Source organism: uncultured Tenacibaculum sp. (assembly GCF_947498805.1).
Taxonomy (GTDB): Bacteria; Bacteroidota; Bacteroidia; order Flavobacteriales; family Flavobacteriaceae; genus Polaribacter.
Window position 1 is genome coordinate 99,576 of the sequence record NZ_CANMLT010000006.1, and the last position, 25,712, is coordinate 125,287.

A 25,712-nucleotide genomic window follows, 5' to 3' on the forward strand; every position below is an offset into this window, starting at 1 on the left:
TTGATTTTTGTTGTTATAATTGATTTTTTATTTTCAGTAATTCTGCTTTTACTGCTTCTAATCTACTAATTATTTCCTGATTACTAACTACTTCAGGATCTTTCTTAAGTTTCTTTCGAGCACCATCTAAGGTAAAACCTCTTTCCTTTACTAAATTATAAATGAGCTTAAAATTCTCAATATCTTCTTTAGTAAACAAACGGTTTCCTTTAGCATTCTTTTTGGGTTTGATAATGTCAAACTCATTATCCCAAAAACGAATTAGAGAAGTGTTAACGCCAAAGGCCTTAGCTACTTCTCCAATTTTATAATATCTTTTTTCTGGTAAATCTACATGCATATTTTACCTAGTACTTTATGTATTAATCATACGATTGTCCTTTTTGTTGAGATGCTTTTTGCATTGCAATAAACTCTTCTGGAGTTAAATCTCCATAATAGTAATAAATCGGATTTACGGGTCTACCATTTTTATGAACTTCGTAATGTAAATGAGGGGCCGCAGAACGTCCTGTGTTCCCAACATATCCAATCAAATCACCGCGCTTTACTTTTTGACCTCTTTTAGCTATAATTTTACTCATGTGCGCATAAATAGTTTCATAGCCATATCCGTGATCTATATATACTACCTTACCAAAGGTAGCACTTCTATGCGCTTTTACTATTTTACCATTTCCTGAGGCAAAAATCGGTGTACCTGTGGGAGCCGTAAAGTCCATTCCATTATGCATTCTCCAAGACTTTAATATTGGATGCATTCTCATACCATACCCAGAAGCCATTCTTTTTAAGTCTTCATTTTTTACAGGCTGAATTGCAGGAATAGATGCCAACATCTTATCTTTTTCTTTGGCTAACTTTACGATCTCATCTAATGATTTTGATTGTACCGTAATCTGCTTTGAAATAATATCTATTTTTCGTTTTACCTCTTCAATTTCTTTACTATTATTGAAACCTTCTAAATGTTTGTATCGATTTACTCCTCCAAATCCTGCTTTCCTTTGTTCTTCTGGAATTGGGTTTGCTTCGAAATACGTTCTATATATATTATTATCTCTCTCTTGTAACTCTGTTAATCTAATAGATAATTCATCCAATTCTTTCGACATAATCTCATTATGCAGTCTATAATTATCTAATTCTCTTTTTTGAGCACGTTCTTTTGGTGACATTAAAAACTGGCTAAATCCAATAAATCCGAAAAAAGCAACTAGCATTGCTCCTAAAGTCCATAAAACACTTTTCTTAAATGTTTCACTTTTTCTTGCTTCTATTTTTCGGTATGATAAGGTATCTGGATCGTAATAATATTTTACTTTCGCCATAATGCTAAATGTACTATTTTTGTGCTCATTAAACGAAGCATCCTATGGGGATGTACTAATTTTGGTTAGTCACAAATTTACAAAATGTTTCAAAACTGCTTAATGAAAGTGGTTTTTTAATTAAAAATTAACAAAATAAGATACTAGAGTAGTATGAGATCTCAAGATATTAGAGCTAAATTTTTAGAATTTTTTAAGTCAAAACAACATGATATCGTTCCTTCGGCACCAATGGTGTTAAAGAATGACCCAACATTAATGTTTACCAACTCTGGTATGGCTCCGTTTAAGGAGTTTTTCTTAGGAAATGCTACTCCAAAAAATAATAGAATTTCTGATTCTCAAAAATGTTTACGTGTTTCTGGAAAACACAACGACCTAGAGGAAGTTGGATATGACACCTATCACCATACCATGTTTGAAATGTTAGGAAACTGGAGTTTTGGTGATTACTTTAAAAAAGAAGCTATTGCTTGGGCTTGGGAATTATTAACTGAGGTTTATAAGATTCCTAAAGATATTTTATACGTAACCGTTTTTGAAGGTGATGAGAAAGATGGTACAAAAATGGACCAAGAAGCCTATGATCTTTGGAAGCAATACATTTCTGAAGACCGTATCTTAATGGGTAATAAAAAAGATAACTTCTGGGAAATGGGTGAGCAAGGACCTTGCGGACCATGTTCTGAGATTCACGTAGATATTCGTTCTGCTGAAGAAAAAGCTAAGGTTGACGGAAAATCATTAGTAAATGAAGACCACCCACAAGTTGTTGAAATATGGAACTTAGTTTTCATGCAGTTCAATCGTAAAGCAAATGGTTCTTTAGATGAATTACCTGCAAAACACATTGATACTGGAATGGGATTTGAGCGTTTATGTATGGTATTACAAGGTGTTCAATCTAACTATGACACCGATGTATTTACACCATTAATTAGAGAAATTGAAACGATTACGGGTGTTGGATATGGTAAAGATGAAAAGGTTGACATTGCTATTCGTGTAATTGCAGATCACGTTCGTGCGGTTGCTTTTGCTATTGCAGACGGACAGTTACCAAGTAATAATGGTGCTGGATATGTTATTCGTAGAATCTTACGTAGAGCTATTCGTTATGGATTTACTTTCTTAAATAAAAAAGAACCTTTTATTTATAAGTTAGCGGAAACCTTAGCTCATCAAATGGGAGATGCTTTTCCTGAAATTAGAAAACAAGATACTTTAGTTCATAATGTAATTAAAGAGGAAGAAGCTTCTTTCTTACGTACCTTAGAACAAGGGTTATTATTATTAGATCGTGTAATTGACACTACTCAAGGAACTACGGTTTCTGGTAAAAAAGCTTTTGAATTATATGACACCTATGGATTCCCATTAGATTTAACACAGCTAATTGCTCGTGAAAAAGGGTATGATGTAAATGAAGAAGAGTTTAATGCTGGAATGAAAGCTCAAAAAGACCGTTCTCGTGCAGCTTCTGCAAGTGAAACTGGTGACTGGGTTGTTTTAGTAGAAGATGAAATGGAAGAGTTTGTTGGATATGACACGTTAAGTGTTGACGTAAAGCTTACTCGTTATAGAAAAGTAACTACTAAAAAAGACGGTGATCAATACCAATTAGTATTTAATATGACTCCTTTCTATCCAGAAGGTGGTGGACAAGTTGGTGACAAAGGTTTTATTGAAGCTCCAAACGGTGATGTTATTTATGTGATTGATACGAAGAAAGAAAACAATGTAATCATTCACTTTACGAAGAATTTACCGAAGAACTTAAACGAAACATTTAAGGCAGTAGTAAACGATGAGTTTAGACGTTTATCTGCGAGCAATCACTCAGCAACGCACTTGTTACACCAAGCATTACGTGCTGTTTTAGGAGATCACGTAGAACAAAAAGGATCATTGGTAAGTCCTGATTATTTACGTTTTGACTTCTCTCACTTCTCAAAGGTTGACAAAGATCAGTTAAATGAAATTGAGGAGTTTGTAAATGCACGTATTCGTGAGAACCTTCCTTTAGAAGAGAAAAGAAATATTCCAATGCAACAAGCTATTGACGAAGGTGCTTTGGCTTTGTTTGGAGAAAAGTATGGTGATAGCGTTCGTGCGATCCGTTTTGGACAATCAATGGAATTGTGTGGAGGAACACACGTACAACAAACTGGAGACATTTGGTATTTTAAAATCAAATCTGAAGGTGCTGTAGCTGCTGGTATTCGTCGTATTGAGGCAATTACCAACCTTGCTGTAGGTGAATATTTTGAAGATGTAGAGCGTAACTTTAATTCGGTAAAGCAATTGCTTAAAAATCCAAAAGATATTACGAAATCAGTAAGTGCTTTACAAACTGAAAATGCCGCTTTAAAGAAGCAAATAGAGCAATTACAAAAAGATAAAGCAAAGAATATGAAAGGAGATCTTAAAAATCAATTACAAGAGATTAACGGAGTTCAATTCTTGGCCTTAAAAGTAGATTTAGATCAGGTAAGTATTAAAAACTTATTATTTGAATTGGCTGGAGAGGTTGACAACTTATTTGCCCTATTAGCTACTTCTGAAAATCCAGAAAAAGCAATGTTAACGTGTTATATTTCTAAAAATTTAGCTAATGAACGTGGTTATGATGCTGGTAAAGTAGTAAGAGAATTAGGTAAATACATTCACGGTGGTGGAGGTGGACAAAACTTCTACGCAACTGCTGGAGGTAAAAACCCAGGAGGGTTACCTAAAGTATTAGACAAAGCTAAAGAGTATGTAGTGTAATACTCCAAACAGAAACTTATATAAAACTCGTTACTTTAAGCAGCGAGTTTTTTGTTTACCAAAAGTTTTCTCTCGTGATATTTAATTAAAAAAATTAACTTCACTATCAAACAATATCTTATCGTTTAAAACGAAGCATATCTTAACTATTTACTACAATACCATAAAATGAGACCTAAAATAAAAAAAGAAGATTTTTTAAATGCTGATGATGAATGGTTAGTTCAATTAATTGGGCAAACAACAGATGTAGAAATAAATCCAAATATAACAAATCAAAAAAAAGATTTATACTATAAAAGAATTCAACTATGTAATTTAATTATTCAGATTGAATTTACTATTGAAAGTTATGGGCAAATAAATTTCTTTATAGATTATTCGCATGAAATACCTGATTTAATAGAACTTAAAGAGTTATTATATGAATTTAACGAACGTGAGGCAGTTGACGCTATTGATAAAACTTTATTATTCTATCATAACAACAAAAAAGAATTTGATTACTTAACTAATGCTATTGAACCAGCTAATTATGATTTAAGACATAAGCAACTTGAAGAAAAGTATTACGACTTAGAAAACACAAATAATGGTGTAGCGTTTTATATCCCTCTTTGTGAACCTATTGAAAACTTAGCTAAATATATTAGATTGAATCCTAATGAATTCTTAGTTGACGAAAATGGGGTAGAGTACAATAGCTAACGACATCTATAATTTATTGTCGTCAGATTTCCTAAATCGTAACCCCTTACCATAAATTCTATTGAATTTTCCACAATTAATCATAGCCTCAACAGATAGTGCAACATAACAAAACTCCCGAATAAATTACTGTCTTTTTGTTATTTATAATGCTTTTTTATAAGTACTAATAGCTCTTTCTCGGGCAAATTTATGATCTACTATAGGTTGAGGATAAGTTAATTCTTCAAAGTCTTTTACCCATGTTTTTACATACTGTAAGTCTTTATCAAACTTTTTAAGCTGTTCTGTGGGGTTGAACACTCTAAAATAGGGTGCAGCATCACAGCCTGTACCAGCAGACCATTGCCAGTTTCCATTATTAGAAGCTAATTCATAGTCTAACAATTTTTCAGCAAAATACGCTTCCCCCCAACGCCAATCGATGAGTAAATGTTTGCATAAAAATCCTGCGGTAATCATACGAACTCTATTATGCATGTATCCTGTTTCATTTAATTCACGCATACCAGCATCTACCATAGGATATCCTGTTTCTCCTTTACACCATTTTTCAAACTCCTCTTTGCTATTTCTCCATGGAACTGCATCATACTTTGATTTAAAATTCTCGGTAACCACTTTAGGAAAGTGATATAAAATCTGCATAAAAAATTCTCTCCAAATCAATTCGCTCAAAAACACCTGATTTAAGTCAAGTGCTCTTTTCACCATTTCACGTACGCTTACTGTTCCAAAGCGTAAATGAGGAGAAATGTATGAAGTGGTGTTTTTTGCAGGAAAGTCTCTTGTGGCATCATAAGTACTTATTTGAGAAAAGTTATAAGGCTTCACTTTGATTGCACTTTCTTTAAAACCTATAAAATCCAACATTGGAAAATTTATAGTCTTTTTTAAGAAACCAGAAAAATCAATCTCATATTCCTGTAGATCTCTTTCTTTTGAAAAAGCTTTCAACCATTTGTTTTTAAATGGGGTATATACGGTATAAGGTGTTCCGTCATTTTTGACTACCTCACTTTCTTCAAAAACAACTTGGTCTTTACATAAATGAAACGCTATTTCTTTTGACGCTAAAAAAGATTGCACTTGTGTATCTCTTTGAATTGCATAAGGCTCATAATCTTTATTTGTATATACCTCAGCAATCTCGTATTCCTCAACAAGATCACTCCAAACTTTAAGTGGTTTTCCTTTTAAAACCAATAAAGACGAATCGTATTGTTTTAGTTTTTTATCTATCTCTTTTAAAGAATCATAAATAAAATTTACCCTTGCATCATCTTTTGGAAGTGCATCTAAAATCTCTTCGTCAAAAATAAATATGGGTAGTACCTTATAACCAGATTGCAATGCTTTCGACAATCCTTTGTTATCATATAACCGTAGATCTCTTCGATACCAAAAAATGGCGATTTTATCCTTCATTAAACAATTTTTCTAATGTTTCATATCGATGTTCAAATATTCCTTTTAGCTGCTTCTTTATAAAAATGCTTTGAGCGAGATGCCCTAAGAATCCAAAAGGTATTTTATACGATATTTTATCTTTCATTAATGTATTTCCATTAGATAACTCCTCAAACCAGTGTTCATGATGCCACATGCTATAAGGACCAAATCGTTGTTCATCTATAAAAAAATCTTGTTCTTTTACTTGCGTAATTTCTGTGACCCAGCTTGATTTTATTCCTGGTAAAATTCCAACTTTATAGGTAATAATCTGTCCAGCATACGCCTTACTTTCTACATCAGATGTTATTTGAAACCCCATATGTGAAGGAGTAATTTTTTGCAAGTTTTCTGGCGAGCTAAAAAAACCCCATGCTTGCTTGAGTGGTACTTCTAGAACTTGTTGTGTAGACAAGGTATAAATTCCAGAATGTTTTTTAAATGTAATCACCTTATAATAATTTTGTTATTTTCTTACTCATAGGTTTGGTAACCGAGTAAAACACATCTATTAATCTTCCTTCTTCATCAACTAAGTACTTCTGAAAATTCCATTTTACAGAAGAATTTAGCTTACCATTTTTCTCTTTTTTAGTTAACCATTGGTAAATTGGATGTTGCATTGCTCCTTTGACCTCAATTTTTTCTGTCATTGGAAAATCTACTCCATAATTCATTCTACAAAACGATTGTATTTCTTGTTCTGTTCCTGGTTCTTGTGCACCAAACTGATTACATGGTAATCCTATAATGACCAGCTTATCTTTGTGTGTTACATACAACTCTTGTAATCCGTCATATTGATTGGTAAACCCACATTTAGAAGCTACATTAACAAATAATATTTTCTTTCCTTTATAGTGTTCTAACTTTAGTTCTTCTCCATGAATATCATTAACTTTTATGTCATACAACGATTCCTTCGGCGTTACCGTTTTTCCATTTCCTAAAAAACTAAATAGTGTCATAATTAGTATAATTTTATTTTTTATCTAATAGATATTTTTTCAACTTCTAATTTAAACTTTTCGTTGGTTTTATTCCCTATTAAAATGGCAATCTCTTTAATAGTTTGCGAAGAGAAATTATCTAAGTTCAAACGATATCCTCTAAAAGATGGATAAAAGCTAGTTAAAGGGATTTCTATTTCTTGCTCTTTTCCATTAGTTTGAAAACTTTGGATATACCAAAATCGAGTACTTCTATCTGCCTTTAATCTTAATTGGTACTTTTTACCATCTCCTTTTACTCTAAGTACAATTTTCGACTTTTTGTCGTCTAGCTTAACATTCACGCGCATACGCGTCATTGCAAACCCTCCGTTATTTTCAGTAGAAACTTCTCCTGAAAATACGGCATTTTCTGATGTCTTGTGAATCATACTAGAGGTTGAAATACCTCCCATTACATCATCATTGGTAACATACCATTTTGTCTGTTTTGCTTTGTCAAACACCAAAATTTCATTATTTACGTTCAACAATACACATATTAACACTAACCATTTCATCTTTATATTTTTACCGTTACTATACCTGCATCTATAGGAATTACTTGTCCTGTAATAGCCGAAGCTTTTTCAGACAATAAATAACACGCCAAATCGGCAACTTCTTTCGACTCTAAATATTTCTTAAGTGGATGCCGTTGCTTCATGGATTCTTGCTGTTTTTCGTTTCTTAATAAACGTGAAGCCAAAGGGGTGTTAGTAACTGTAGGTGCAATTGCATTAAACCTAACCTTAGTTGCATATTCTGCAGCTAGCGATTTTGTTAACCCTTCTACTGCTGATTTACTTGCAGCAATACTTGCATGAAAAGGCATACCTAACATAGAGGCCACTGAGCTAAACAACACGACACTTCCTTTGCTTTTTACTAATTGATTTTCATAAGCTTTTAAAGTTTTAATTGCCCCAATAACATTCACGTTAAAATCATTTTGAAAATCATCAAGAGTTAAACGCGTAAATGATTTTAAATTGATACTACCGGGGCAATACACTAAACTATGAACTTCACTTTCTAATTCTGGCAACTTATCTACTGTTACATCGCATGTATAACTAACTATATTCTTATGTTCTTCTGAAGGGGTTCTACTAATATTAATAATCTTAGTAGTTTCTTTCAAATTATCTACAATAGCCTTTCCTATTCCTTTACTTCCACCTATTACAACGATTGTTTTCATAACCTTCCTTTTAATCGTTTCTCTACTTTTTGTTTTATCAAAGTCAAACGCTTCATAATATCCATCAAACTTCTATCCTTGGTTTCTTTATACACCTCATTAATAGATAGAATTATTTCTTTTGCTTTTCTTGACGCTAGAATTTTTTCATTTCTAGATCTTAATCTTTTATGATTCTTTTCAAAATCTAAAGCTTCTTGAATTAAATTAACTGTGCTCATTTTAAATAATTTTGAAGTTCAACTATTTTCTTTGGAGTATTAAATTCTCCTCCATAAAAACAGGTTACTGTTTCAGAAGTATCATCTTTGACTCCTCTTGACGAAACACATAAGTGTTTTGCTTCTATGATAACAGCAACACTTTCTGTTTCTAATATTTCTTGTAAATCTCTTGCTATTTGATTTGTTAACCTTTCTTGTACTTGAGGTCTTTTGGCATAGTATTGCACTATTCTATTGAGCTTTGAAAGTCCAATTACCTTTCCAGAAGAGATATAGGCAACATGAGCTTTTCCTATGATAGGTACAAAATGATGTTCACAATTTGAGTAAAAACTAATGTTTCTCTCTACCAACATTTGATTATACTGATACTTGTTTTCAAACAATGCCATCTTGGGTTTATTAGCCGGATCTAAACCTGAAAAAATTTCTTCTATATACATTTTAGCAACTCTTTTAGGCGTTCCTTTTAAAGAGTCATCGGATAAATCAAGCCCCATTGTTTTCATAATCTCTTTAAACAAACTAGCTATCTTTTCCTTTTTCTCTTCATTAGAAATCAAAAAAGCATCTGAGATCATTGGTGTTTCTATACCTGTATATAAATGATCATCTCCTATTTCTTCAACACTCAGATTGTTGATCTTATTTTTAATAGGGATATTCAACAAAGTTTCTTGGTGTTTCATAAAGTTTAATTTTAATTTCTAAATTATTTGGTATTACTTTTTCTAACCTATTATAAATTACGATTGCTATATTTTCTACTGTTGGATTTAACTCCGTAAATTCAGGTACTTCTAGATTTAAGTTTTTATGATCGAAAGGATCTAATATCTCTTCTTTTATATAGCGAGACAGTTTTTTAGTATCGATGACATAACCCGTATCAATATCTATTTCTCCTATAATTGTTACTTCTAAATCATAATTATGTCCATGAAAATTAGGGTTATTACATTTTCCAAATACCTTTTTATTTTTTTCTAAACTCCAATTAGGATTATGCAACCTATGAGCTGCATTAAAATGTTCTTTTCTTGTTATTCCTAGTTTGTGTTTTAGCATTATTTCCGTTTTGAAATCTTATTACTACTTATACTTTTTTGTCTTGAACATTTAAACCTACCTTTTATAAAAGTTCTTTTTTGCTCGTGTTTTGTTTTTCTTCCTTGAACTCTTTTTCGCCACAACCTAAAACTTGAAGGCTTTAATTCTTTTCTCATTAATGAAATAACCTCTTGTTCTTTCAAACCGAATTGGTATTGTATTGCATCGAACGTAGTTCTGTCTTCCCAAGCCATTTCAATTATTCTATCTAACATTCTCGTGGTCATAAAAAGTAATCTTTCATTTTTAATGCTTTTTGGTGCATCATTTTATCTATAAATCTCTTATTCTCTTTATATTTTAAATCCTTTCTAAATCGTATAAAATTGTTATCGGAATGGATACTAAAAAACCCATCATTAAATACGGATAGTTTATAATATGGAATCACCCAACAAAAACGTTCCATTTGTCTTGTTATATAGATCATAACTCCGTTAGGCCTCAGCTCAATACTTCCATACCCTAAATCACTCACTGTGCTCAATACGCCTTGAAAACTTCTACTTACTCCATCTATAATCATTCTTCCCGAACCAACTCCGCCCAATTTGAAAGATGCTATAAACCCCATAGGTTTACCGATAAGCGCATTCATTTCTGCGATATCTTCTTTATCTGTATATGTTGTATTAAATAGCATATTATTTATTTGTATGTTTTTTTAATATTCTATAGCTATCTTTTATTACTTCTGGATCTTTTCTCATTTTCCAAATAATATCTGATGCTTTTCTCCTAGATTTCTCTAAATCAACTATGGGCGCAGGATAGTCTTTTTCCAAAGTAAAATTGTAGAGTTTTTGCTCTAAAGCTGTCATTCTAAAAGGTTCATGCCTAAAAGGAATTGGTAAACTCGCTACTTCTGGAACCCATTTTGAAATGAATATTGCTTCAGGGTCATGTTCTAATCCGTTTTTTATTGGATTGTAGATTCTTATGGTATTTATTCCTGTTTCTCCTGCTTGCATTTGCAACTGCGGAAAATGAATTCCTGGTTCAAAATCTAAAAAAAGTTTTGATAAATATTTGGAAGCTTCTTGCCATGGTTGCCAAAGGTTATGGGTAAAAAAGGACACCAACATTGCTCGCATTCTAAAGTTTAAGTATCCTGTTGTTATCAAACACCTCATGCATGCATCTATAAAAGGAATTCCAGTTTCTCCTTGCTTCCAGCTACTCACATATTTCTTCGTAATATCTTTTTTTAATTTTCTGAATCCACTGTTTACACTCTCTCTTTCCATAAGACATTCCATTTCAAATTTTTGAATAAAATGCGCCTGCCATCTTAACCGAGAAACAAAAGCATGTATTGCTCTTTTGTCTCCTCCTTGTGTTTGTGCTTTTTTGGCCTCTTGAAAAACTTCTCTAACGGATAAATTTCCCCATGCGATATAAGGAGAAAGTCTGCTACAGCTCTCTCTGGCTTCACTTGGTTTTGATATATGTTTGGTATAGTTTTCATGACGTATATTGAAAAAACTATGCATATATCTTAATCCCATAGTTCTTCCTCCTAGTTGAAATGTTCCTTTCAAGGTATTCAGATTTACCTCTTTTAAGTTCTTCGCCAAAACATCAATTTGCTCATTGGAACAAAACACATCTTTCTTTGGTTCAAAAGGTGATATTGCTACTTTCATATAGCTTTCCCAATCCTCTTTCCAATTGGTTCTATCTTTTCTTCCTCTAAATACACCATTGTGTATATTTTCTGTCCAATTAATTGAATTATTGCTACAAAACCTTTTAAATGATTTATCTCTATTATAAGTTCTTAATATGCCGGTTTCAATATGAGAATAAACCTCAGTTACATTCCTTTGAGTTTGCAAGTATCTAAAAAAAGAATTCACCTCAGAATTAACTGTCAAGACTCTTGTGTTATAACCTAGTAACTCTGCATTGATGTCTCTTAGAGACTCTTTAACAAAGTTCCAATGTCTTTCAGAGTAATGTTCATCTCTCAATAAGCTCTCTTCAAAAAGATAGATAAACAACACTTTATTTCCTGAATTAAGCGCATTTAAAATTGCCTCGTTATCGTGTAAACGAAGATCTCTTTTAAACCAAACTACTGCTATTTCCTCTTTGCGCTGTAACATATCTATTCTATTTTAAATATTGTTCAACATAAACCTATTTTCATTAAACAAAAACTTATAAATCAAAAAAATATAAGATCTCTACTTTGATAAATGGTTTATTAATCCATTAAAAATAATTCCATGAAATGGTAATACGGTATACCAATATACCCTTCCTAAGATACCTTTCGGTCTAAATACTGCTCTTTGATATATTTTATTCTTTACTACTTTAAACTCCAACCATGCTTCTCCTGGTAATTTCATCTCAGCAAAAAGCAACAGTCTTTTATTCTCTTGATCTGCCAAAAGTACCCTCCAAAAATCCAAGGCATCTCCTGGTTCTAATTCAGTTGGGTGTCTTCTTCCTCTTCGCAAACCAACTCCTCCAACAATTTGATCTAGCAAGCCTCTTATTTCCCATAAAAAATCAAATCTATACCAACCTTGCTTACCTCCTATACTCCAAATTTTTTCTAATGTTCTCTCTTCATCATTCATCTTTCTGCTTCGTATATCTTTGAAACATCCATAATGAGGTAACTCTATGTGATCGATATATTCTTTCTTAAATACTCCACTGATTTTCGCGTCTTTCCAACTTGAAACAATAGAGCTTTGTGCTATTTTAACAAAGGCTTTTTGAACCGCTTCTTTATAAGTAATAGGGCTTACATTTACAATATCATTGATATTACTTTTCTTTCCAATAACTTCAACGGTCATACTATCTACCAATGATTTTGCCAAATTAAAAGATGTCGAAGTAACAAAGTATAACCAATAAGATGATAGTTTTGGGGTTAAAATTGGTAGTGTAAAAATAAACCTCTTTAAAGCTCTTACTTCAGCAAATTGCAATAACATCTCTTTGTAGGTCAATACTTCTGGACCATAAATATCAAATGATTTATTGTAAAGTTTCTCGTTTAAAAGCGCTCTTGTTAAATAAGCTAAAACGTCCCGTATTGCAATGGGTTGTGTTTTTGTATATAACCATTTCGGAGCTACCATTACTGGAAGTTTTTCAACCAAATCTCTAATAATTTCAAAAGAAGCACTTCCACTACCCACGATAATACCAGCTCTAAAAGTAGTTGTATTATAATGTTCACTTTGTAAAATCTGTTCTACTTGGTATCTCGATTGTAGGTGCTTCGATAATGAAGCATCATTTACAATTCCACTTAGGTATATTACTTGCTGACACGCTGTTTTCTCTATTAAATCCTTAAAATTAATGGCACACTTTTCTTCTAAACTCCCAAAGTCATTACTACTAGTAGACATTGAATGAATTAAATAATATGCTGCATCAATATCTTTTGGCAACTCTTGTTTCGGTTCTAAAAAATCAATTTCAATGAACGTTATATTATCTTCTATTCGAAACTCTAATGGTACTCTATTTACATCTCTCACAGTACACACCAAAGTATGTCCTTCTTTTAGAAGGATAGGAATGATTCTCTTCCCGATATACCCAGTTGTTCCTGTGATTAGTATTTTCATTTATTTAGGTCTTTGGTATGATAATCTTTTAAATTCCTTTGCCACCATGTAGGTGTCTAACCCATTAATTGCCGCTACACTTTGTTTAGATAGATTCAAAAATCCATCTTCAGACAACATACTTTCTTCAATATATAAATCAACCACCTCTCCTAAAACTAGGATGGTATCATTTGCTTTTATATAATATTCCTCTAAAAATTTCATTCCAATTTGTAATGGGGACTCACTTACAAACGGAGCATAAAAATTCTCTTTATACGCTGGTGTTAGATTGGTCTTATCAAACTCTGAGATATCGGCAGTGTATTTTGCAGAGGTATGGTGTGCATCTTCTATAATACCTTCACTAATTGCATTAATTGTATAGAAGCCTGTTTCTTTTATGTTATTATACGTATTTCTAACTACTGTTGTTGGCCTAAGTACAAAACCTAAAATAGGTGGATTAGATCCATAATGTACAACAGAACTAAAAACCGCAACATTAGCTACATTACTAATTAATGATTTCGTTCCTATTAAATTTGCAGATTTATATCCCGATATACTATTCATTAAGTTTATCTTATATAAATGCGGAAATGCTTCTATGTCTTTTCTTGTAATATGCATTACAGGTTTTTAAAATTATTTATAACAATGTCTTTTGCCTTTAAATCGTGCATTAAATTATACAGTCCAAAAAAAGTTCGGTTTATATAAATAAAGTGTTTCGACCCTCTATTTCCATTCATCTTTCTTAGCTCTGTGCTTTTCGCATACTTTTGTCCTAAATCGGCAATTCTTCCAAAAAAAGCATCATCAGAAAAGTCAAAGTTTTCTTGTTGAAATGGCTGCGTGAACAGAGATAACATTTCGTAAAAAAGAGCTTTAAAAAAGACTATTTCTTCTTCTGTATCGTCTTTTCTTAAGATCTCCAATTCATAAAGCTTACTTTCAAAAAAACTTGGGTTTTCAATATTTTCCTTTTTTGCTAATTCAAAATAAGGAATGTAAAAGCTTTCAGGAACTTTCTTCATACAACCAAAATCAATCACAATCAATTCTCCTTCTTTTGAAACTAAAAAATTACCTGGATGTGGATCTGCGTGAACTTTCTTTAATACATGCATTTGATACATATAAAAATCCCATAATGCCTGACCCAATTTATTTGCCATTTCAGGATTTGTATTCACTTCAGTAAATTCAGATAAGTGCACTCCATCCATCCAATCCATTGTAAGAATTCGTTCTGAAGAATACTCTTTGTAATACTTTGGAAACCTTAAATTAGGTATATGCTTACATGCATTGGCTATTTCATTGCTTTGAGCCAATTCTAAATTATAATTTGTTTCTTCTAGTAATTTCTCTTCAACTTCTTTAAAATATTCATCAGAACCTTCTCCTTGAATATTAAACATCTTCATTGCCATTGGTTTTACCATGGCTAAATCTGAAGAGATACTATCAGCGATTCCTGGATATTGGATCTTAACCGCTAAATTTTTATTATTTACCGTTGCTTTATGAACTTGCCCGATACTGGCTGCATTTACAGATTCTTTTGTAAACGTATCAAAAACATCGGTAGGTAATTTTTTAAAATATTTTTTAAAAGTCTTGACTACTAACGGTCCTGAAAGTGGTGGTACCGAGAATTGTGACAACGAGAATTTTTCTACATATGCATTTGGCAACAAGTTTTTCTCCATACTTAGCATTTGTGCTACTTTTAGAGCAGAACCTTTTAACTCTTTTAAACCATTGTATATATCTGTTGCATTCTCTTCATTTAGTTTTGATCTGGCTTCTTCTTCTGATTGTGTTATTTTATTACCATAATACTTCACATAATTCACTCCTACCTTTACGCCAGTTGTCACGAGCTTTGTAGCTCTTTCTATTTTACTTGTAGGTATTTTATTTAGTGTTTTCATACCATCGTCATTTTTTCTTTCCACAAAAACTTAGCTAAATCAACCACACTTTTAATAGGTGCTATTTGCTGTATATCAAAACTTGCTTTGATTGTTTTTTCTATAAAAACATCTGTTTTTTCAAAATTTGAAGATTCATCTTCTAACCAAAATTTTAGAATCATTAATAGTTGAAACCAATAACTTTCAGCAATCGTTTTATCTTGAATTTTATTTATTCTTTCATTCTTAAAATCAATCTTTTCAAGAGAGACATTTTCTATAAATGCAATAAACTCTTCTCTAAGCCCTTTCAAAACCATTAACTTATTGAAATCCATCTTATGGCTTTTCAATTGCAATAAAACATAAGATCTATTTGCCGTTAATAACTCGAAAAATGTAAAGTAAAAACTTAACAACTTTTCTTTTGAACTATACGTTTTATAAGCTTCTGTTTTGTGCAGCATATGAATAGTTTCTTTTGCAAAAACCTGAAAAATGGCTTTCTCTAAACTTTCAAAACTAGAAAAGCTCTTATAAAAATCTGCTTCTTCAAAATTGTTGTTTTGAGCAAATGCAAAAACAGATTGTGGTCTTCCTGAAACCAATACAGTATTCATATACCATTCAATTAATTTTTCCTGAGTAATATTTTTCTTTTTTGCCATCTTCTTAATTATTAAAAACTATATATGCATTCAAACTTGTAGCAATGGTCATCCATACTAAATACGGTATAATAAACAGTGTATACCCTTTTACTTTTCTTAAATGTTCAAAAGTAAAATAGCCTATTAACAACCACAGTAACGTAATTACTACCAACCCTACAGCTATCATATGTTGGTTAAAAAAAACATAGTTCCACCCAACATTTAAAATCCATTGTAAACCAAATAGGTAAAGTAGTTTTTTTGCTAAATAAGCATACTGAAAACTTACTCTAGTTATGTAGATTGAAAACATGAACATGATTGTGGTCCAAGCTGCTCCAAACACCCAATTTGCAGGTGTCCAAGGCGCCTTATTTAATGACTGATACCATGCTGTTCTTGGTCCGTCGTTCATTAACCAAACACCTATAGCTAAGGCTAAAAAATTAACCACTAAAAACAGTAAGAATCGTATATATTTATTTTCTTTCAATTTGTTTATTTTTTAAATGATTAAAAATTAGTTGAATTGAAAACAATAGGTTGAATGCATAAAAAACATCTTCAAAAGGTATTGTAAACAATCTAAATCCTAAATTTTCATCATTATTATACCATACAACAGGGCTCTCTATAAAGCTTCCTGTTAAAATTCCATTCACTAAAAAAAACGGAATCAAAATCACTATAAAACTTGGCAAATATTCTTGAAGTGTTGTCAAATGATTCTTCAAGCCATATACTAGTAAGCCAAGAAAAAATATAAAATTTACCGTTGTATACCATTTTCCAAAATTGAATATCAGTAAAAAGAAAACAATTAAGGCCAACATTATACTTAACAGTATCGTCGCCGATTTGGATAATTTATAGTTTGGTAAGTAGTACTTTAAAACTTCATGTGTAAACAAACACGCATATGGAATACAGAAAAAAAACATCCATTCTTCTATAGGCATTTTAAAAATTTTCATACCTAAGAAATAACTCTCATTAAACCCCCAAATTCCTTCAGCGGTAAATATTCCATCCCATATTAAAAAAGGAATTGCAACCAAAACAATACTTATCAAAGCAATTTTAAAGTATTGAATAAAATGAAATTTCTTTTCTAAAAAACTATATAATAATGGAATACTTAAGCTACCTAAATTTAATATTAGATATACGTATTGGCTCACTTTTTAAATGTTTTAAAATACTTAAATGGTACGAACAACATACCAAAACATTCTCCTTCTTCTTTCCCTAAATGTTTATGATGCACTTTATGTGCTTTCCTTAAACCTCTTAGGTATCTGTTTTTTGTGTTTTTAAACCAATTGAACCTCCTATGTATTAATACATCGTGTATTAAGAAATAAGCAATTCCGTAAAGTAATATCCCTAAACCTATAAAAAACATAAAATTAAGTTCCGGGCGTATTCCAAAAAAGAATAATAGCATGCTCGGCACAGCAAAAACAACAAAAAAAGCATCATTTTTCTCAAAAACATGTGGATATCCTGGTTGATGGTGATCTTCATGTAAATACCACCCGAAACCATGCATCACATATTTATGTGTACACCAAGTAATGCCTTCCATTACTACAAATGTTACTATGGTTATTAAAACAAAAAACATTAAATAAGGTTTAATTTATATTTTACATAACTCCTTGCCAATAAATTAATTTTCATTGGGTTAGATATTCGAACTCTAGTTTCCATTATTTTTGAATAGTGTACAGCTTTCAGCTTCTTCAATAGTCTTTTGTAATATCGAAAAGCCATGTATACACCAAATTTTGCTTCAACTGGCAATTTGAGAATCCCATTCTTGTAAGCATATTCAAAGTCTCTTTCTATATCTTCGATAATATCTTGCTTTGATTGTTCATCTAAATTTCCAAAATTCACATTCGGAAAATACGATCTATTTAAGTCTTCAAAATCATCTTTTAAATCCCTTAAAAAATTTACTTTTTGAAAAGCAGATCCTAAGCGTTGTGCAGCATCTTTTAACTCATCGTATTTGTCTTGGTTCCCATTTACAAAAACCTTCAAACACATCAATCCAACCACATCTGCTGATCCATAAATATACTCTTCATACTCTTCTTTTGTTTGATATTCTGTCTTGTATAAATCGACTTTCATGCTCTTCAAAAAAGACTGTACCATTTGATCTGGTATATTATATCTAACTACTGTATGAATAAAAGAATTCATAATAGGGTTTAAACTAATACCCATGTGTTTTGACAAAAAATACTCTTTCTCAAATTTCGACAATAGTGCTTCTTTATCATAATCATGAAAAGAATCAACAATTTCATCGGCGAAACGAACAAAGCCGTAAATATTATAAATTGCAGCACGTATTGAAGGAGACAACATTCTTGTTGCCAACGAAAAAGAGGTACTATATTTTTGTGTTACGAGCTTACTACTTGCGTAAGACACCTCATCAAAGAGTTGCTTTTTCATAATTAGTTGTGTTTTATTATTAAATCTGAAGCTATCTTCCCCGATATCAAAGCCGGAGGCACACCCGGTCCTGGAACCGTTAATTGTCCTGTAAAGAATAAATTCTTTACTTTTTTACTTTTAATTTTTGGTCTTAAAAAAGCAGTTTGCATTAGCGTGTTAGCCAATCCATAAGCATTGCCTTTGTAAGAATTATAATCTTTAACGAAATCATTAACACAAAAGCTCTCTTTAAAGATAATAAATTCTTTTACAGATTGTTGGGTTAACTCTTCCAATCGTCGAATAATGATGTTAAAATACTTTTCTCTTATCGATAAAGTATCTTCTACTCCTGGTGCTAGTGGAATTAAAAAAGTAGCAGCTTCTTTTCCTGCTGGCGCAAAAGAACCATCGGTAATTGAGGGGTAACTCGCATAGAACAATGGTTCTTTAGGCCAACTTGGGGGACCATATATTGTTTCTGCATGCACATCAAACTCTGTATCGAAAAACAAGGTGTGATGCTTAACATTCTTAAGTTTCTTATCAAACCCTACGTAAAACAATAAGGAAGATGGTGCGAACACCCTTTTATCCCAATATTTTTCTGAATATTGTCTATATTTTTGAGGAAGTAAGGTCTCGGTATGATGGTAATCTGCTCCACTTAATACAACATCGGAAGCAATAAATTCATCATTTACAATAATACCTTTTGTTTTTCCTACTGAATCTAGTGTTATTTCTTGTACATTCGAATTGGTTCTAAACTCGACGTTCATACTTCTTGCCAAAGCAACCATAGCTTCAACTACTTTATACATCCCTCCAACAGGATGCCAAGTACCAAGTCCGAAATCCGCCCAATTCATAAAACTATATAAGGCCGGGGTATCTTGGGGTTTAGCTCCTAAAAACAGCACCGGAAATTCAAGAATTTTGAGGAGTTTTTTATTCTTAATTCTTCTACTAACCTGACTTCTTATATTTCCAAATACATGGTGAAGTCTTTTAATAGTTTCGATATTAACTAGTTCTAGAGGACTTTGTCCTGGCTTGTACACCAAGTCTTTTACAGCTACATCATAATTTCCTTTTGCTTGTTTAAGAAAGTGTTTTAAATGTATCGAACTACCTTTTTCTTCCTTCTCAAAAACATCTACAATACCCTCTAAATCACCAGGTATAACAATTGAATCTTCTTTACCAAAATAAACTTCGTATGCTGGACTCAATCGCTCTAATTGGTAGTAGTCTGAAGGTTTTTTTCCAAAATCGGCAAAAAACTTTTCAAAAACATCAGGCATCCAATACCAAGTTGGTCCCATATCAAAAATAAACCCTTCTTTTTTAAATTGACGCGCTCTTCCTCCGAGGTAATTATTTTTTTCGAAAACAATTACGTCATATCCGGCCTTCGCTAAATAACAAGCGGAAGCTAAAGAGGAAAACCCTGAACCTATTATGTGTACTTTCTTACCCAATGTTTTGTTTTATCTATAAATTTAATCAATAACAAACTGACAACAAACCAACTACCTTAAAATTAATTTTATGGTAACAATACGTTGTTTACTACATGAATTACTCCATTTGTTCCTTGCACATCAGTTAAAGAAATAACTACCGATTGCCCTGAACCTGTTTCTAATTTTGCTCCATTACTCAGATCAACTGTTACCATATTCCCATCAAACATGGTAATCTCTTGGTTATCTGTTAACTCATTTGCCTGAACATTTCCACCTCCAAATACATGGTACTTAAGAACTGCTTCTAATGTAGCTATCGGAATATCGCTTAACGAATTCCAAGAAGCATTACTGTCTAACAATGCTTGAAAAGCGTCATTGGTTGGAGCAAAAACGGTATAAGGTCCATCCATCTTTAATAAGTCAACAAAATTAACGGTATGCCTACTATCTGTTAATGCAGCGACTAAAGTTGTAAAACCACTATTATTCAAGGCAAGCGTTACTACATTTGGTGGCAACATCACTTTATCTATAATATGAACTATTCCATTCGAAGCCATATTATCTACCATCACTGGTTTTGCATCTCCATTGAACTCAATGCCTCCTGTTACTTCAACTTGCAAAGACAACATTTCATCATTTGGTCCTTTAGCTAGCGTTTTTACATAAGTATCAGACAATCCTTCTGACTCCACTCCTTTACCTAACACATGAAACAATAACACATTTGTTAAAACATCTGTTGGAATATCATCTAAAGAGTTCCAATCTGGATTACTATCCAGTAAATTTTGAAAGGCTTGATTGGTAGGTGCAAAAACTGTAAAACTTCCTTCTGCCTGAAGAGCAGAAACTAAATTAGCCTTTTTAAGAGCCTCTACTAAAATACTTAAGTCTGCAGTACCAATTGCCAAATCGGTAATATCTTTAGGTAATTCAACTGGTAATAACACCTCATTAATTACATGAACAATTCCGTTAGAAGAATCGATATCGGCATCTATTACTGATGCTGATTGACCTGAAACTGTATTTATTTTAACACCACTTGATAAATCAACAACTAGAGAAGCTCCATTTAATGTAGGAATCTGTTGACCATTAGACAAACTTGAAGATGCATTTTTAGTGGTTACTACATGATATAGAAGAACACTTTTTAAAACATCTACAGGAATATCATCTAAAGAACTCCAAGCGGCTTTTGAATCTAATAATTTCTGGAAGGCTTCATTATTTGGAGCAAAAACCGTAAACGGTCCGCTACCTTTTAGGGCACCAACCAAATCTGCTTTTTCTAAAGCTTGAACAAGAATACTTAAATCTGATCTTTCGGCAACTTTACCTACTAGATCTTTTGAAGCAACAATTGTATCATCATCTGAACAAGATGTAAGAGCACAAAAACTTAGCACAAATACTAAAACAAGGGGGTACTTAAAAAAACTTCTTTTAGTTAACATAACTATACTGATTTTAAATTGTCCTACTCTATTTCTTTTAAGTCTGCTTTTCGGTTTTCCCAGACTGTTTATTCTTTTTCCATAAACATTAAACAAATTGATTATCGATAAAAAAATATGCCACTTCCGGCAAAATTCATTTCAAAATTAAATATTTTGTTTAACAAAACCAAATTTTAATTAAACAAAAATGAATTGGCTTAAAAAAAATTACAACGATTTAATCAACTCAATCACAGAAGAAAACACCTTTATATCTGAGTTAAACTCAAGATCAGCTACATCCATTGCCTTCTTCCCTACTGCAATTAAGCTATGATTCGTTTCCTTTAAAATATCTTCTATTTCGTAAAAATAATTCACAATCTTATCATCATAAGGCCTCACTGTCATTGAAGTCACAAAACAAACCTTAGAATCACTATTAAAAAAATAATCCAAATTGTTTAGAGGAAGACTTTGACCTAAATAGATTGTTTGAAACCCTCTTAAAACAAGCTCATAATTCAAGTACATCAACCCTAACTCATGTATTTCATTTTCTGGTAAAAATAACACATAAGTCACATCTGTATTTGTAGTTGAATAATCTAACTTCTCAATATTTATTTGAATTTTCTGCGCAATCAAATTAGAGATAAAATGCTCATGTGCTGGCAACAAAGTATCTGTTTGCCATAATAAACCTATATGATTTAAGAAAGGCACAAACACTTCTTTAAAAACTTCTCTAAAGGTCTTTTTATGAAGTAACTTATTATATGTACTATTAAATAAAACCTTATCAAATTGAAACATTGCTAATTTAAATGAATTGATTGCTTCATCATTTACTGCATACTTAAAAGCCAACTCTCTAGCATTCAATTTTATTTGATCTTCACTCATCATAGCAATCTTAGAAATCTTAAAATTGTGCTTATTTAAAAGCGCTACATTTAATAATTTGGTAAGACTCTCTGTAGAGTAATAGCGAATATTTGTATCTGATCTATTAGGCTTAAATAAATTATATCGTTTTTCCCATATCCTAATGGTATGTGCTTTAATCCCCGAAATATTCTCGAGGTCTTTTATTGTAAATATGGTTTTGATATTGTTCAACGTAAACATAATATTATTAAACAAATATACAATTTTTTTTATCAAAACACAGAAAATGTACTTTTTACCTTATATAATTGCTTAATTTTGATGTATAAATAGCTTTTAGAATGGTTCTATCTACCAACATTCCTTTATCTCGTAGAAAACATAACTTAATCAACTACAACTCGAATATTTTACTTTTAGGTTCTTGTTTTTCTGAAAATATTGGAGCTAAATTAGCTTATCATAAGTTTAAAACACTCGAAAATCCTTTCGGAATTTTGTTTCATCCAAAAGCTATTGAAAACCTAATTCTTAAAAGTGTTAATAGCGAGACATATACTGAAGATGACATTTTCCTTCATAACGAACGTTGGCACTGCTTTGAGGCACACTCTACCTTAAGTTCTACAAACAAAGAGGAATTACTTAGCAACCTAAATTTAGCTGTTAATCAAACCTCAACAGCTATTCAAAACGCCTCGCACATCATTATTACTTTAGGAACGGCATGGATTTATCGAGAAATTGTTACCGATAGTATTGTTGCCAATTGCCACAAGGTTCCTCAGAAAAAGTTTCTTAAAGAAATTTTATCTGTAACTGAAATTTCTGAAAGCTTAGAAGCAATTGTCGCACTTATCAAATCTATCAATTCGAAGGCCAGTATTATTTTTACCGTTTCTCCTGTTAGACATATAAAAGATGGCTTTATGGAAAACCAACGTAGTAAATCGCATCTACTAACAGCTATACATAATATAGTTGAACCAAGGCAAAATTCTTTCTACTTTCCTTCTTATGAAATAATGATGGATGAACTGAGGGATTATCGTTTCTATGCAGAAGATATGATTCACCCGAACAAAACAGCTATCAATTATATTTGGGAAAAATTCACCTCTGTTTGGTTTGACGAAAACTCTTTTACTACGATGAAAGAAGTAGATACTATTCAAAAAGGAATACAACACAAACCTTTTAACCCAAATTCAGAAGCACATCAACAATTCTTTAAAAAATTACAACAAAAAAAGGAAACACTAATAAAAGCGTTTCCTCATATAACTTTTTAAAGGCTTTTATTTAAGCCCCTACGTATTGATCAACATTTTGCCATGGACCTCCATTGATAATATCAATACCATGTTGTGCTAAAAAATCAGTTGCCTGTCCGCTTCTTCCACCACTTTTACATACAGCAATTACCGGCTTATTCCAAGATTTTATCTCCTCTATATTTTCAGGAATCGTATTTAACACAATGTGTTTAGCACCATCTGTATGTCCGTCATTCCATTCTGGTAAAGTACGTACATCTAATATTATTGCTCCTTTTTCTAAATACTCTTGTATTTCGTTACTCATATCTTTTCTTCTAAATAAATTAAATAATCCCATTTTACATTGAATGTTGAGGCAACAAATGTAAACCGTTTTCTATTAAGTTCGTGTAACCTGAGTTACCTTTCAAATTTTCTAAATACTTTTTTAAATCTGATTTAATTGCATAATCTTCTTCGATAGCCAATTCCAAAAGCTCTAAAGGAAGCAACCAGTCATTTGGAAATTCTTCTTTTAAAAGATCAAAAACCTCCTGAACTTTAGATTCCGTTATTGTTTTTTCCTCTCTAGCCCTTCTTATATCTTCATACATTTGATACAACTTTCTCTCATTTGTAGAGTAGTTAATTTTATGCGTTTTTGTTTCCGATACCTTTCCTATATCTCCAAATGAATTTACATCTGCAGGGCCTGAAAAAGCAGCTTTTATTTCTTTTCCAACCGCCATATCGTAAATTCCCCAATCTGGGTGAAACAACACAGTATCTCCATGAGTAACCGTACAGTTTTTAAAAGAAACTAATTGAATTCTTCCTCTTAAATCTCTAGTACCCGTTATTACCTCCCCTTCTACTTTGACTCCACCTTCAAACTCTAGTGTTACATTTTGTCCTTCGTAAATACCATACGCTTCCAAATCACGCGGACTCATATTCTCTATTGGAATATTAATTCCTTTCAATTTACCAATTGGACTTCCAAAGCCTTCTGCATGATAGTTAATTCCATGTCCAATTAGTTCTTTATCTCTATTTGCTAGAGCAGTTGGACCTGTAGTTTGAATATAAATAGGTTGATTTCTTTCATCAGAAATAACATTTGTAAATATTCCTGAAACTTGTAAGCCTGTACTCAATTCAATTGTCCCTAAGTTTTTAGAGTCTATTAATTTTCCCACACCTTTCAAACCACCTGTTCTAATACCCATGGTGTTCGCATACTGTTCTAAAACCAAACTTAAATGTGCAAAGTTTGGCGTAACAAACAATTGCGGTTGTGGTTTAGTAATATCAAAACTAACATTTGCTGCTTCTAGTGTATATGGCATCTTCTTTACCTCTTCCTTCATACACCATTTACTTTCTCCTATAGAAGATAAAAGTCCTGCTCCATATATTTTTGGATTCTCAACAGTTCCAATCAATCCATACTCAACTGTCCACCAGTGTAGGTTACGAATTTGAGCCATTTCAGAAAGCTCTCCCATATTATTTTGCAACCACTCAACTTTTTCCTGTGCTTCTTTGATTTCCTTTTTAGAAGAATTTGGATTTTCTTTTAAAATAGACAACAAACGAATTGCTTCATACATTTCATAATCTTTAGCAGAAGAAATCGCCTTACTACCTATTTCGCCAAACCTTCTTAAATACTCAGCATATTCTGGATTTGCAATAATTGGAGCATGCCCAGCTGCTTCATGAATAATATCTGGAGCTGGTGTATACTCTATATGATCTATAGTTCTCATATCAGAAGCAATCACCAATACATTATAGGCTTGAAACTCCATAAAAGCATTTGGAGGAATAAAACCATCAACCGAAACAGCTGCCCAGCCGATTTCTTTTAAGATTCTATTCATCCCTTCCATATGCGGAATACTCTCTACAGAAATCCCCGTTTTTTGCAACCCATCTACATAAGACTCATGTGCAACTTTACTCAAGTAATCTATATTCATTCGCATTACATAACGCCATACTGCTTGATTTTGTGCAGTATATTCGTCGTAAGGCTGTTTGACAATAAACTTGTGTAAATGCTTCGGTAACCTCTTTGTTACCTCATTCAATTCAAAATGAGTCTCCATATAGTGTTGTTGTTTGCTGGGTAAATTTACAGCTTTTAAAGAACACAAAAAACAGCTTGTTGTTAAATATCTTTATTTTGTAACTTTACGGGAACAACAAAAAATCAAAAAATTTAAAAACA

29 protein-coding genes are annotated in these 25,712 nt (G+C 32.0%); 3 read left to right on the forward strand and 26 right to left on the reverse strand.

The annotated features are described in order from the left end of the window. Positions 1–13: 13 nt before the first annotated feature. On the reverse strand, positions 14–340 hold the full coding sequence (locus tag Q0873_RS13220; RefSeq protein ID WP_299108056.1) for a MerR family transcriptional regulator: 327 nt from the start codon (positions 338–340) through the stop codon (positions 14–16). A gap of 22 nt (positions 341–362) precedes the next feature. Continuing rightward, positions 363–1,331 (reverse strand): M23 family metallopeptidase, encoded by a 969-nt coding sequence (locus Q0873_RS13225; protein WP_299108058.1) that lies wholly within the window; start codon positions 1,329–1,331, stop codon positions 363–365. Between the two features lie 153 nt (positions 1,332–1,484). Between Q0873_RS13225 and alaS the strand changes: the two genes are divergently transcribed. Then, positions 1,485–4,100 (forward strand): alanine--tRNA ligase, encoded by a 2,616-nt coding sequence (alaS, locus tag Q0873_RS13230; RefSeq protein WP_299108060.1) that lies wholly within the window; start codon positions 1,485–1,487, stop codon positions 4,098–4,100. A 168-nt stretch (positions 4,101–4,268) separates the two neighbouring features. Beyond that, on the forward strand, positions 4,269–4,808 hold the full coding sequence (locus Q0873_RS13235) for a hypothetical protein (RefSeq protein ID WP_299108062.1): 540 nt from the start codon (positions 4,269–4,271) through the stop codon (positions 4,806–4,808). 144 nt (positions 4,809–4,952) lie between these two features. Here Q0873_RS13235 and Q0873_RS13240 read toward each other — a convergent pair whose 3' ends face one another. The 22 genes from Q0873_RS13240 to Q0873_RS13345 all read right to left on the reverse strand — a co-directional run bounded on the left by Q0873_RS13240 (position 4,953) and on the right by Q0873_RS13345 (position 22,457). Next, positions 4,953–6,236 (reverse strand): deoxyribodipyrimidine photo-lyase, encoded by a 1,284-nt coding sequence (locus Q0873_RS13240; protein ID WP_299108064.1) that lies wholly within the window; start codon positions 6,234–6,236, stop codon positions 4,953–4,955. Further along, on the reverse strand, positions 6,226–6,711 hold the full coding sequence (locus tag Q0873_RS13245) for an SRPBCC family protein (protein WP_299108066.1): 486 nt from the start codon (positions 6,709–6,711) through the stop codon (positions 6,226–6,228). The genes Q0873_RS13240 and Q0873_RS13245 overlap by 11 nt, the downstream gene beginning before the upstream one ends. Position 6,712: 1 nt before the next feature. Continuing rightward, positions 6,713–7,228: a glutathione peroxidase gene (locus tag Q0873_RS13250; RefSeq protein WP_299108068.1), complete on the reverse strand. Its 516-nt coding sequence runs from the start codon at positions 7,226–7,228 to the stop codon at positions 6,713–6,715. 20 nt (positions 7,229–7,248) lie between these two features. Further along, a complete protein-coding gene (locus Q0873_RS13255; protein ID WP_299108070.1) occupies positions 7,249–7,770 on the reverse strand; it encodes a CIA30 family protein in 522 nt (173 codons plus the stop codon). A 2-nt stretch (positions 7,771–7,772) separates the two neighbouring features. After that, positions 7,773–8,453, reverse strand: a complete 681-nt coding sequence (locus Q0873_RS13260; RefSeq protein WP_299108073.1) for an SDR family oxidoreductase — start codon at positions 8,451–8,453, stop codon at positions 7,773–7,775. Beyond that, positions 8,450–8,674 carry a hypothetical protein gene (locus Q0873_RS13265; RefSeq protein WP_299108075.1) on the reverse strand — a complete coding sequence of 75 codons (225 nt, stop codon included), beginning with the start codon at positions 8,672–8,674 and terminating at the stop codon, positions 8,450–8,452. Before Q0873_RS13265 ends, Q0873_RS13260 begins: the two co-directional genes overlap by 4 nt. Next, positions 8,671–9,366 carry a GTP cyclohydrolase I FolE gene (gene folE, locus Q0873_RS13270; protein WP_299108077.1) on the reverse strand — a complete coding sequence of 232 codons (696 nt, stop codon included), beginning with the start codon at positions 9,364–9,366 and terminating at the stop codon, positions 8,671–8,673. Before folE ends, Q0873_RS13265 begins: the two co-directional genes overlap by 4 nt. After that, entirely contained in the window at positions 9,329–9,745 is a 417-nt protein-coding gene (locus tag Q0873_RS13275; protein ID WP_299108081.1) for a 6-carboxytetrahydropterin synthase, read from the reverse strand. Before Q0873_RS13275 ends, folE begins: the two co-directional genes overlap by 38 nt. Next, positions 9,745–10,014 carry a TIGR03643 family protein gene (locus Q0873_RS13280; protein ID WP_299108083.1) on the reverse strand — a complete coding sequence of 90 codons (270 nt, stop codon included), beginning with the start codon at positions 10,012–10,014 and terminating at the stop codon, positions 9,745–9,747. The genes Q0873_RS13275 and Q0873_RS13280 overlap by 1 nt, the downstream gene beginning before the upstream one ends. After that, positions 10,011–10,430, reverse strand: a complete 420-nt coding sequence (locus tag Q0873_RS13285; RefSeq protein WP_299108085.1) for a hypothetical protein — start codon at positions 10,428–10,430, stop codon at positions 10,011–10,013. Before Q0873_RS13285 ends, Q0873_RS13280 begins: the two co-directional genes overlap by 4 nt. 1 nt (position 10,431) lies before the next feature. Continuing rightward, entirely contained in the window at positions 10,432–11,895 is a 1,464-nt protein-coding gene (locus Q0873_RS13290; protein WP_299108087.1) for an FAD-binding domain-containing protein, read from the reverse strand. 81 nt (positions 11,896–11,976) lie between these two features. Next, a complete protein-coding gene (locus Q0873_RS13295) occupies positions 11,977–13,389 on the reverse strand; it encodes an SDR family oxidoreductase (RefSeq protein ID WP_299108089.1) in 1,413 nt (470 codons plus the stop codon). Beyond that, positions 13,390–14,004 carry a flavin reductase gene (locus Q0873_RS13300; RefSeq protein WP_299108091.1) on the reverse strand — a complete coding sequence of 205 codons (615 nt, stop codon included), beginning with the start codon at positions 14,002–14,004 and terminating at the stop codon, positions 13,390–13,392. After that, positions 14,004–15,314, reverse strand: a complete 1,311-nt coding sequence (locus tag Q0873_RS13305; protein ID WP_299108093.1) for a lipopolysaccharide core heptose(II) kinase RfaY — start codon at positions 15,312–15,314, stop codon at positions 14,004–14,006. The genes Q0873_RS13300 and Q0873_RS13305 overlap by 1 nt, the downstream gene beginning before the upstream one ends. After that, a complete protein-coding gene (locus Q0873_RS13310; protein WP_299108095.1) occupies positions 15,311–15,964 on the reverse strand; it encodes a TetR family transcriptional regulator C-terminal domain-containing protein in 654 nt (217 codons plus the stop codon). The genes Q0873_RS13305 and Q0873_RS13310 overlap by 4 nt, the downstream gene beginning before the upstream one ends. 4 nt (positions 15,965–15,968) lie before the next feature. Continuing rightward, complete coding sequence (locus Q0873_RS13315) at positions 15,969–16,442, reverse strand: TspO/MBR family protein (RefSeq protein WP_299108097.1); 474 nt, start codon at positions 16,440–16,442, stop codon at positions 15,969–15,971. Beyond that, a complete protein-coding gene (locus Q0873_RS13320; RefSeq protein WP_299108099.1) occupies positions 16,429–17,130 on the reverse strand; it encodes a lycopene cyclase domain-containing protein in 702 nt (233 codons plus the stop codon). The genes Q0873_RS13315 and Q0873_RS13320 overlap by 14 nt, the downstream gene beginning before the upstream one ends. Then, on the reverse strand, positions 17,127–17,576 hold the full coding sequence (locus Q0873_RS13325; protein ID WP_299108101.1) for a sterol desaturase family protein: 450 nt from the start codon (positions 17,574–17,576) through the stop codon (positions 17,127–17,129). Before Q0873_RS13325 ends, Q0873_RS13320 begins: the two co-directional genes overlap by 4 nt. Further along, on the reverse strand, positions 17,576–18,421 hold the full coding sequence (locus tag Q0873_RS13330; protein ID WP_299108103.1) for a phytoene/squalene synthase family protein: 846 nt from the start codon (positions 18,419–18,421) through the stop codon (positions 17,576–17,578). The genes Q0873_RS13325 and Q0873_RS13330 overlap by 1 nt, the downstream gene beginning before the upstream one ends. A 2-nt stretch (positions 18,422–18,423) precedes the next feature. Beyond that, the gene (crtI, locus tag Q0873_RS13335) at positions 18,424–19,887 is read right to left on the reverse strand and encodes a phytoene desaturase family protein (protein WP_299108106.1); all 1,464 of its coding nucleotides are present in this window, start codon (positions 19,885–19,887) and stop codon (positions 18,424–18,426) included. 68 nt (positions 19,888–19,955) lie between these two features. Then, a complete protein-coding gene (locus Q0873_RS13340) occupies positions 19,956–21,344 on the reverse strand; it encodes a fasciclin domain-containing protein (protein WP_299108108.1) in 1,389 nt (462 codons plus the stop codon). A gap of 210 nt (positions 21,345–21,554) precedes the next feature. Continuing rightward, complete coding sequence (locus Q0873_RS13345; RefSeq protein WP_299108110.1) at positions 21,555–22,457, reverse strand: MerR family transcriptional regulator; 903 nt, start codon at positions 22,455–22,457, stop codon at positions 21,555–21,557. Positions 22,458–22,558: 101 nt separating this feature from the next. Here Q0873_RS13345 and Q0873_RS13350 point away from each other — a divergent pair, with 101 nt between their 5' ends. Further along, positions 22,559–23,509 (forward strand): GSCFA domain-containing protein, encoded by a 951-nt coding sequence (locus tag Q0873_RS13350; RefSeq protein WP_299108112.1) that lies wholly within the window; start codon positions 22,559–22,561, stop codon positions 23,507–23,509. 10 nt (positions 23,510–23,519) lie between these two features. Here Q0873_RS13350 and Q0873_RS13355 read toward each other — a convergent pair whose 3' ends face one another. After that, the gene (locus tag Q0873_RS13355; RefSeq protein WP_299108114.1) at positions 23,520–23,801 is read right to left on the reverse strand and encodes a rhodanese-like domain-containing protein; all 282 of its coding nucleotides are present in this window, start codon (positions 23,799–23,801) and stop codon (positions 23,520–23,522) included. Positions 23,802–23,835: 34 nt separating this feature from the next. Continuing rightward, the gene (locus Q0873_RS13360; protein WP_299108116.1) at positions 23,836–25,590 is read right to left on the reverse strand and encodes an aromatic amino acid hydroxylase; all 1,755 of its coding nucleotides are present in this window, start codon (positions 25,588–25,590) and stop codon (positions 23,836–23,838) included. Positions 25,591–25,712: the final 122 nt, after the last annotated feature.

Excerpts from the sequence above, each read along its gene's own strand:
- Q0873_RS13220 (WP_299108056.1), bottom strand. The coding sequence starts at position 340 with ATGCATGTAGATTTACCAGAAAAAAGATATTATAAAATTGGAGAAGTA.
- Q0873_RS13225 (WP_299108058.1), bottom strand. The coding sequence starts at position 1,331 with ATGGCGAAAGTAAAATATTATTACGATCCAGATACCTTATCATACCGA.
- alaS (WP_299108060.1), top strand. The coding sequence starts at position 1,485 with ATGAGATCTCAAGATATTAGAGCTAAATTTTTAGAATTTTTTAAGTCA.
- Q0873_RS13235 (WP_299108062.1), top strand. The coding sequence starts at position 4,269 with ATGAGACCTAAAATAAAAAAAGAAGATTTTTTAAATGCTGATGATGAA.
- Q0873_RS13240 (WP_299108064.1), bottom strand. The coding sequence starts at position 6,236 with ATGAAGGATAAAATCGCCATTTTTTGGTATCGAAGAGATCTACGGTTA.
- Q0873_RS13250 (WP_299108068.1), bottom strand. The coding sequence starts at position 7,228 with ATGACACTATTTAGTTTTTTAGGAAATGGAAAAACGGTAACGCCGAAG.
- Q0873_RS13255 (WP_299108070.1), bottom strand. The coding sequence starts at position 7,770 with ATGAAATGGTTAGTGTTAATATGTGTATTGTTGAACGTAAATAATGAA.
- Q0873_RS13260 (WP_299108073.1), bottom strand. The coding sequence starts at position 8,453 with ATGAAAACAATCGTTGTAATAGGTGGAAGTAAAGGAATAGGAAAGGCT.
- Q0873_RS13265 (WP_299108075.1), bottom strand. The coding sequence starts at position 8,674 with ATGAGCACAGTTAATTTAATTCAAGAAGCTTTAGATTTTGAAAAGAAT.
- folE (WP_299108077.1), bottom strand. The coding sequence starts at position 9,366 with ATGAAACACCAAGAAACTTTGTTGAATATCCCTATTAAAAATAAGATC.
- Q0873_RS13275 (WP_299108081.1), bottom strand. The coding sequence starts at position 9,745 with ATGCTAAAACACAAACTAGGAATAACAAGAAAAGAACATTTTAATGCA.
- Q0873_RS13280 (WP_299108083.1), bottom strand. The coding sequence starts at position 10,014 with ATGACCACGAGAATGTTAGATAGAATAATTGAAATGGCTTGGGAAGAC.
- Q0873_RS13285 (WP_299108085.1), bottom strand. The coding sequence starts at position 10,430 with ATGCTATTTAATACAACATATACAGATAAAGAAGATATCGCAGAAATG.
- Q0873_RS13290 (WP_299108087.1), bottom strand. The coding sequence starts at position 11,895 with ATGTTACAGCGCAAAGAGGAAATAGCAGTAGTTTGGTTTAAAAGAGAT.
- Q0873_RS13295 (WP_299108089.1), bottom strand. The coding sequence starts at position 13,389 with ATGAAAATACTAATCACAGGAACAACTGGGTATATCGGGAAGAGAATC.
- Q0873_RS13300 (WP_299108091.1), bottom strand. The coding sequence starts at position 14,004 with ATGCATATTACAAGAAAAGACATAGAAGCATTTCCGCATTTATATAAG.
- Q0873_RS13305 (WP_299108093.1), bottom strand. The coding sequence starts at position 15,314 with ATGAAAACACTAAATAAAATACCTACAAGTAAAATAGAAAGAGCTACA.
- Q0873_RS13310 (WP_299108095.1), bottom strand. The coding sequence starts at position 15,964 with ATGGCAAAAAAGAAAAATATTACTCAGGAAAAATTAATTGAATGGTAT.
- Q0873_RS13325 (WP_299108101.1), bottom strand. The coding sequence starts at position 17,576 with ATGTTTTTTGTTTTAATAACCATAGTAACATTTGTAGTAATGGAAGGC.
- Q0873_RS13330 (WP_299108103.1), bottom strand. The coding sequence starts at position 18,421 with ATGAAAAAGCAACTCTTTGATGAGGTGTCTTACGCAAGTAGTAAGCTC.
- Q0873_RS13340 (WP_299108108.1), bottom strand. The coding sequence starts at position 21,344 with ATGTTAACTAAAAGAAGTTTTTTTAAGTACCCCCTTGTTTTAGTATTT.
- Q0873_RS13345 (WP_299108110.1), bottom strand. The coding sequence starts at position 22,457 with ATGTTTACGTTGAACAATATCAAAACCATATTTACAATAAAAGACCTC.
- Q0873_RS13350 (WP_299108112.1), top strand. The coding sequence starts at position 22,559 with ATGGTTCTATCTACCAACATTCCTTTATCTCGTAGAAAACATAACTTA.
- Q0873_RS13355 (WP_299108114.1), bottom strand. The coding sequence starts at position 23,801 with ATGAGTAACGAAATACAAGAGTATTTAGAAAAAGGAGCAATAATATTA.
- Q0873_RS13360 (WP_299108116.1), bottom strand. The coding sequence starts at position 25,590 with ATGGAGACTCATTTTGAATTGAATGAGGTAACAAAGAGGTTACCGAAG.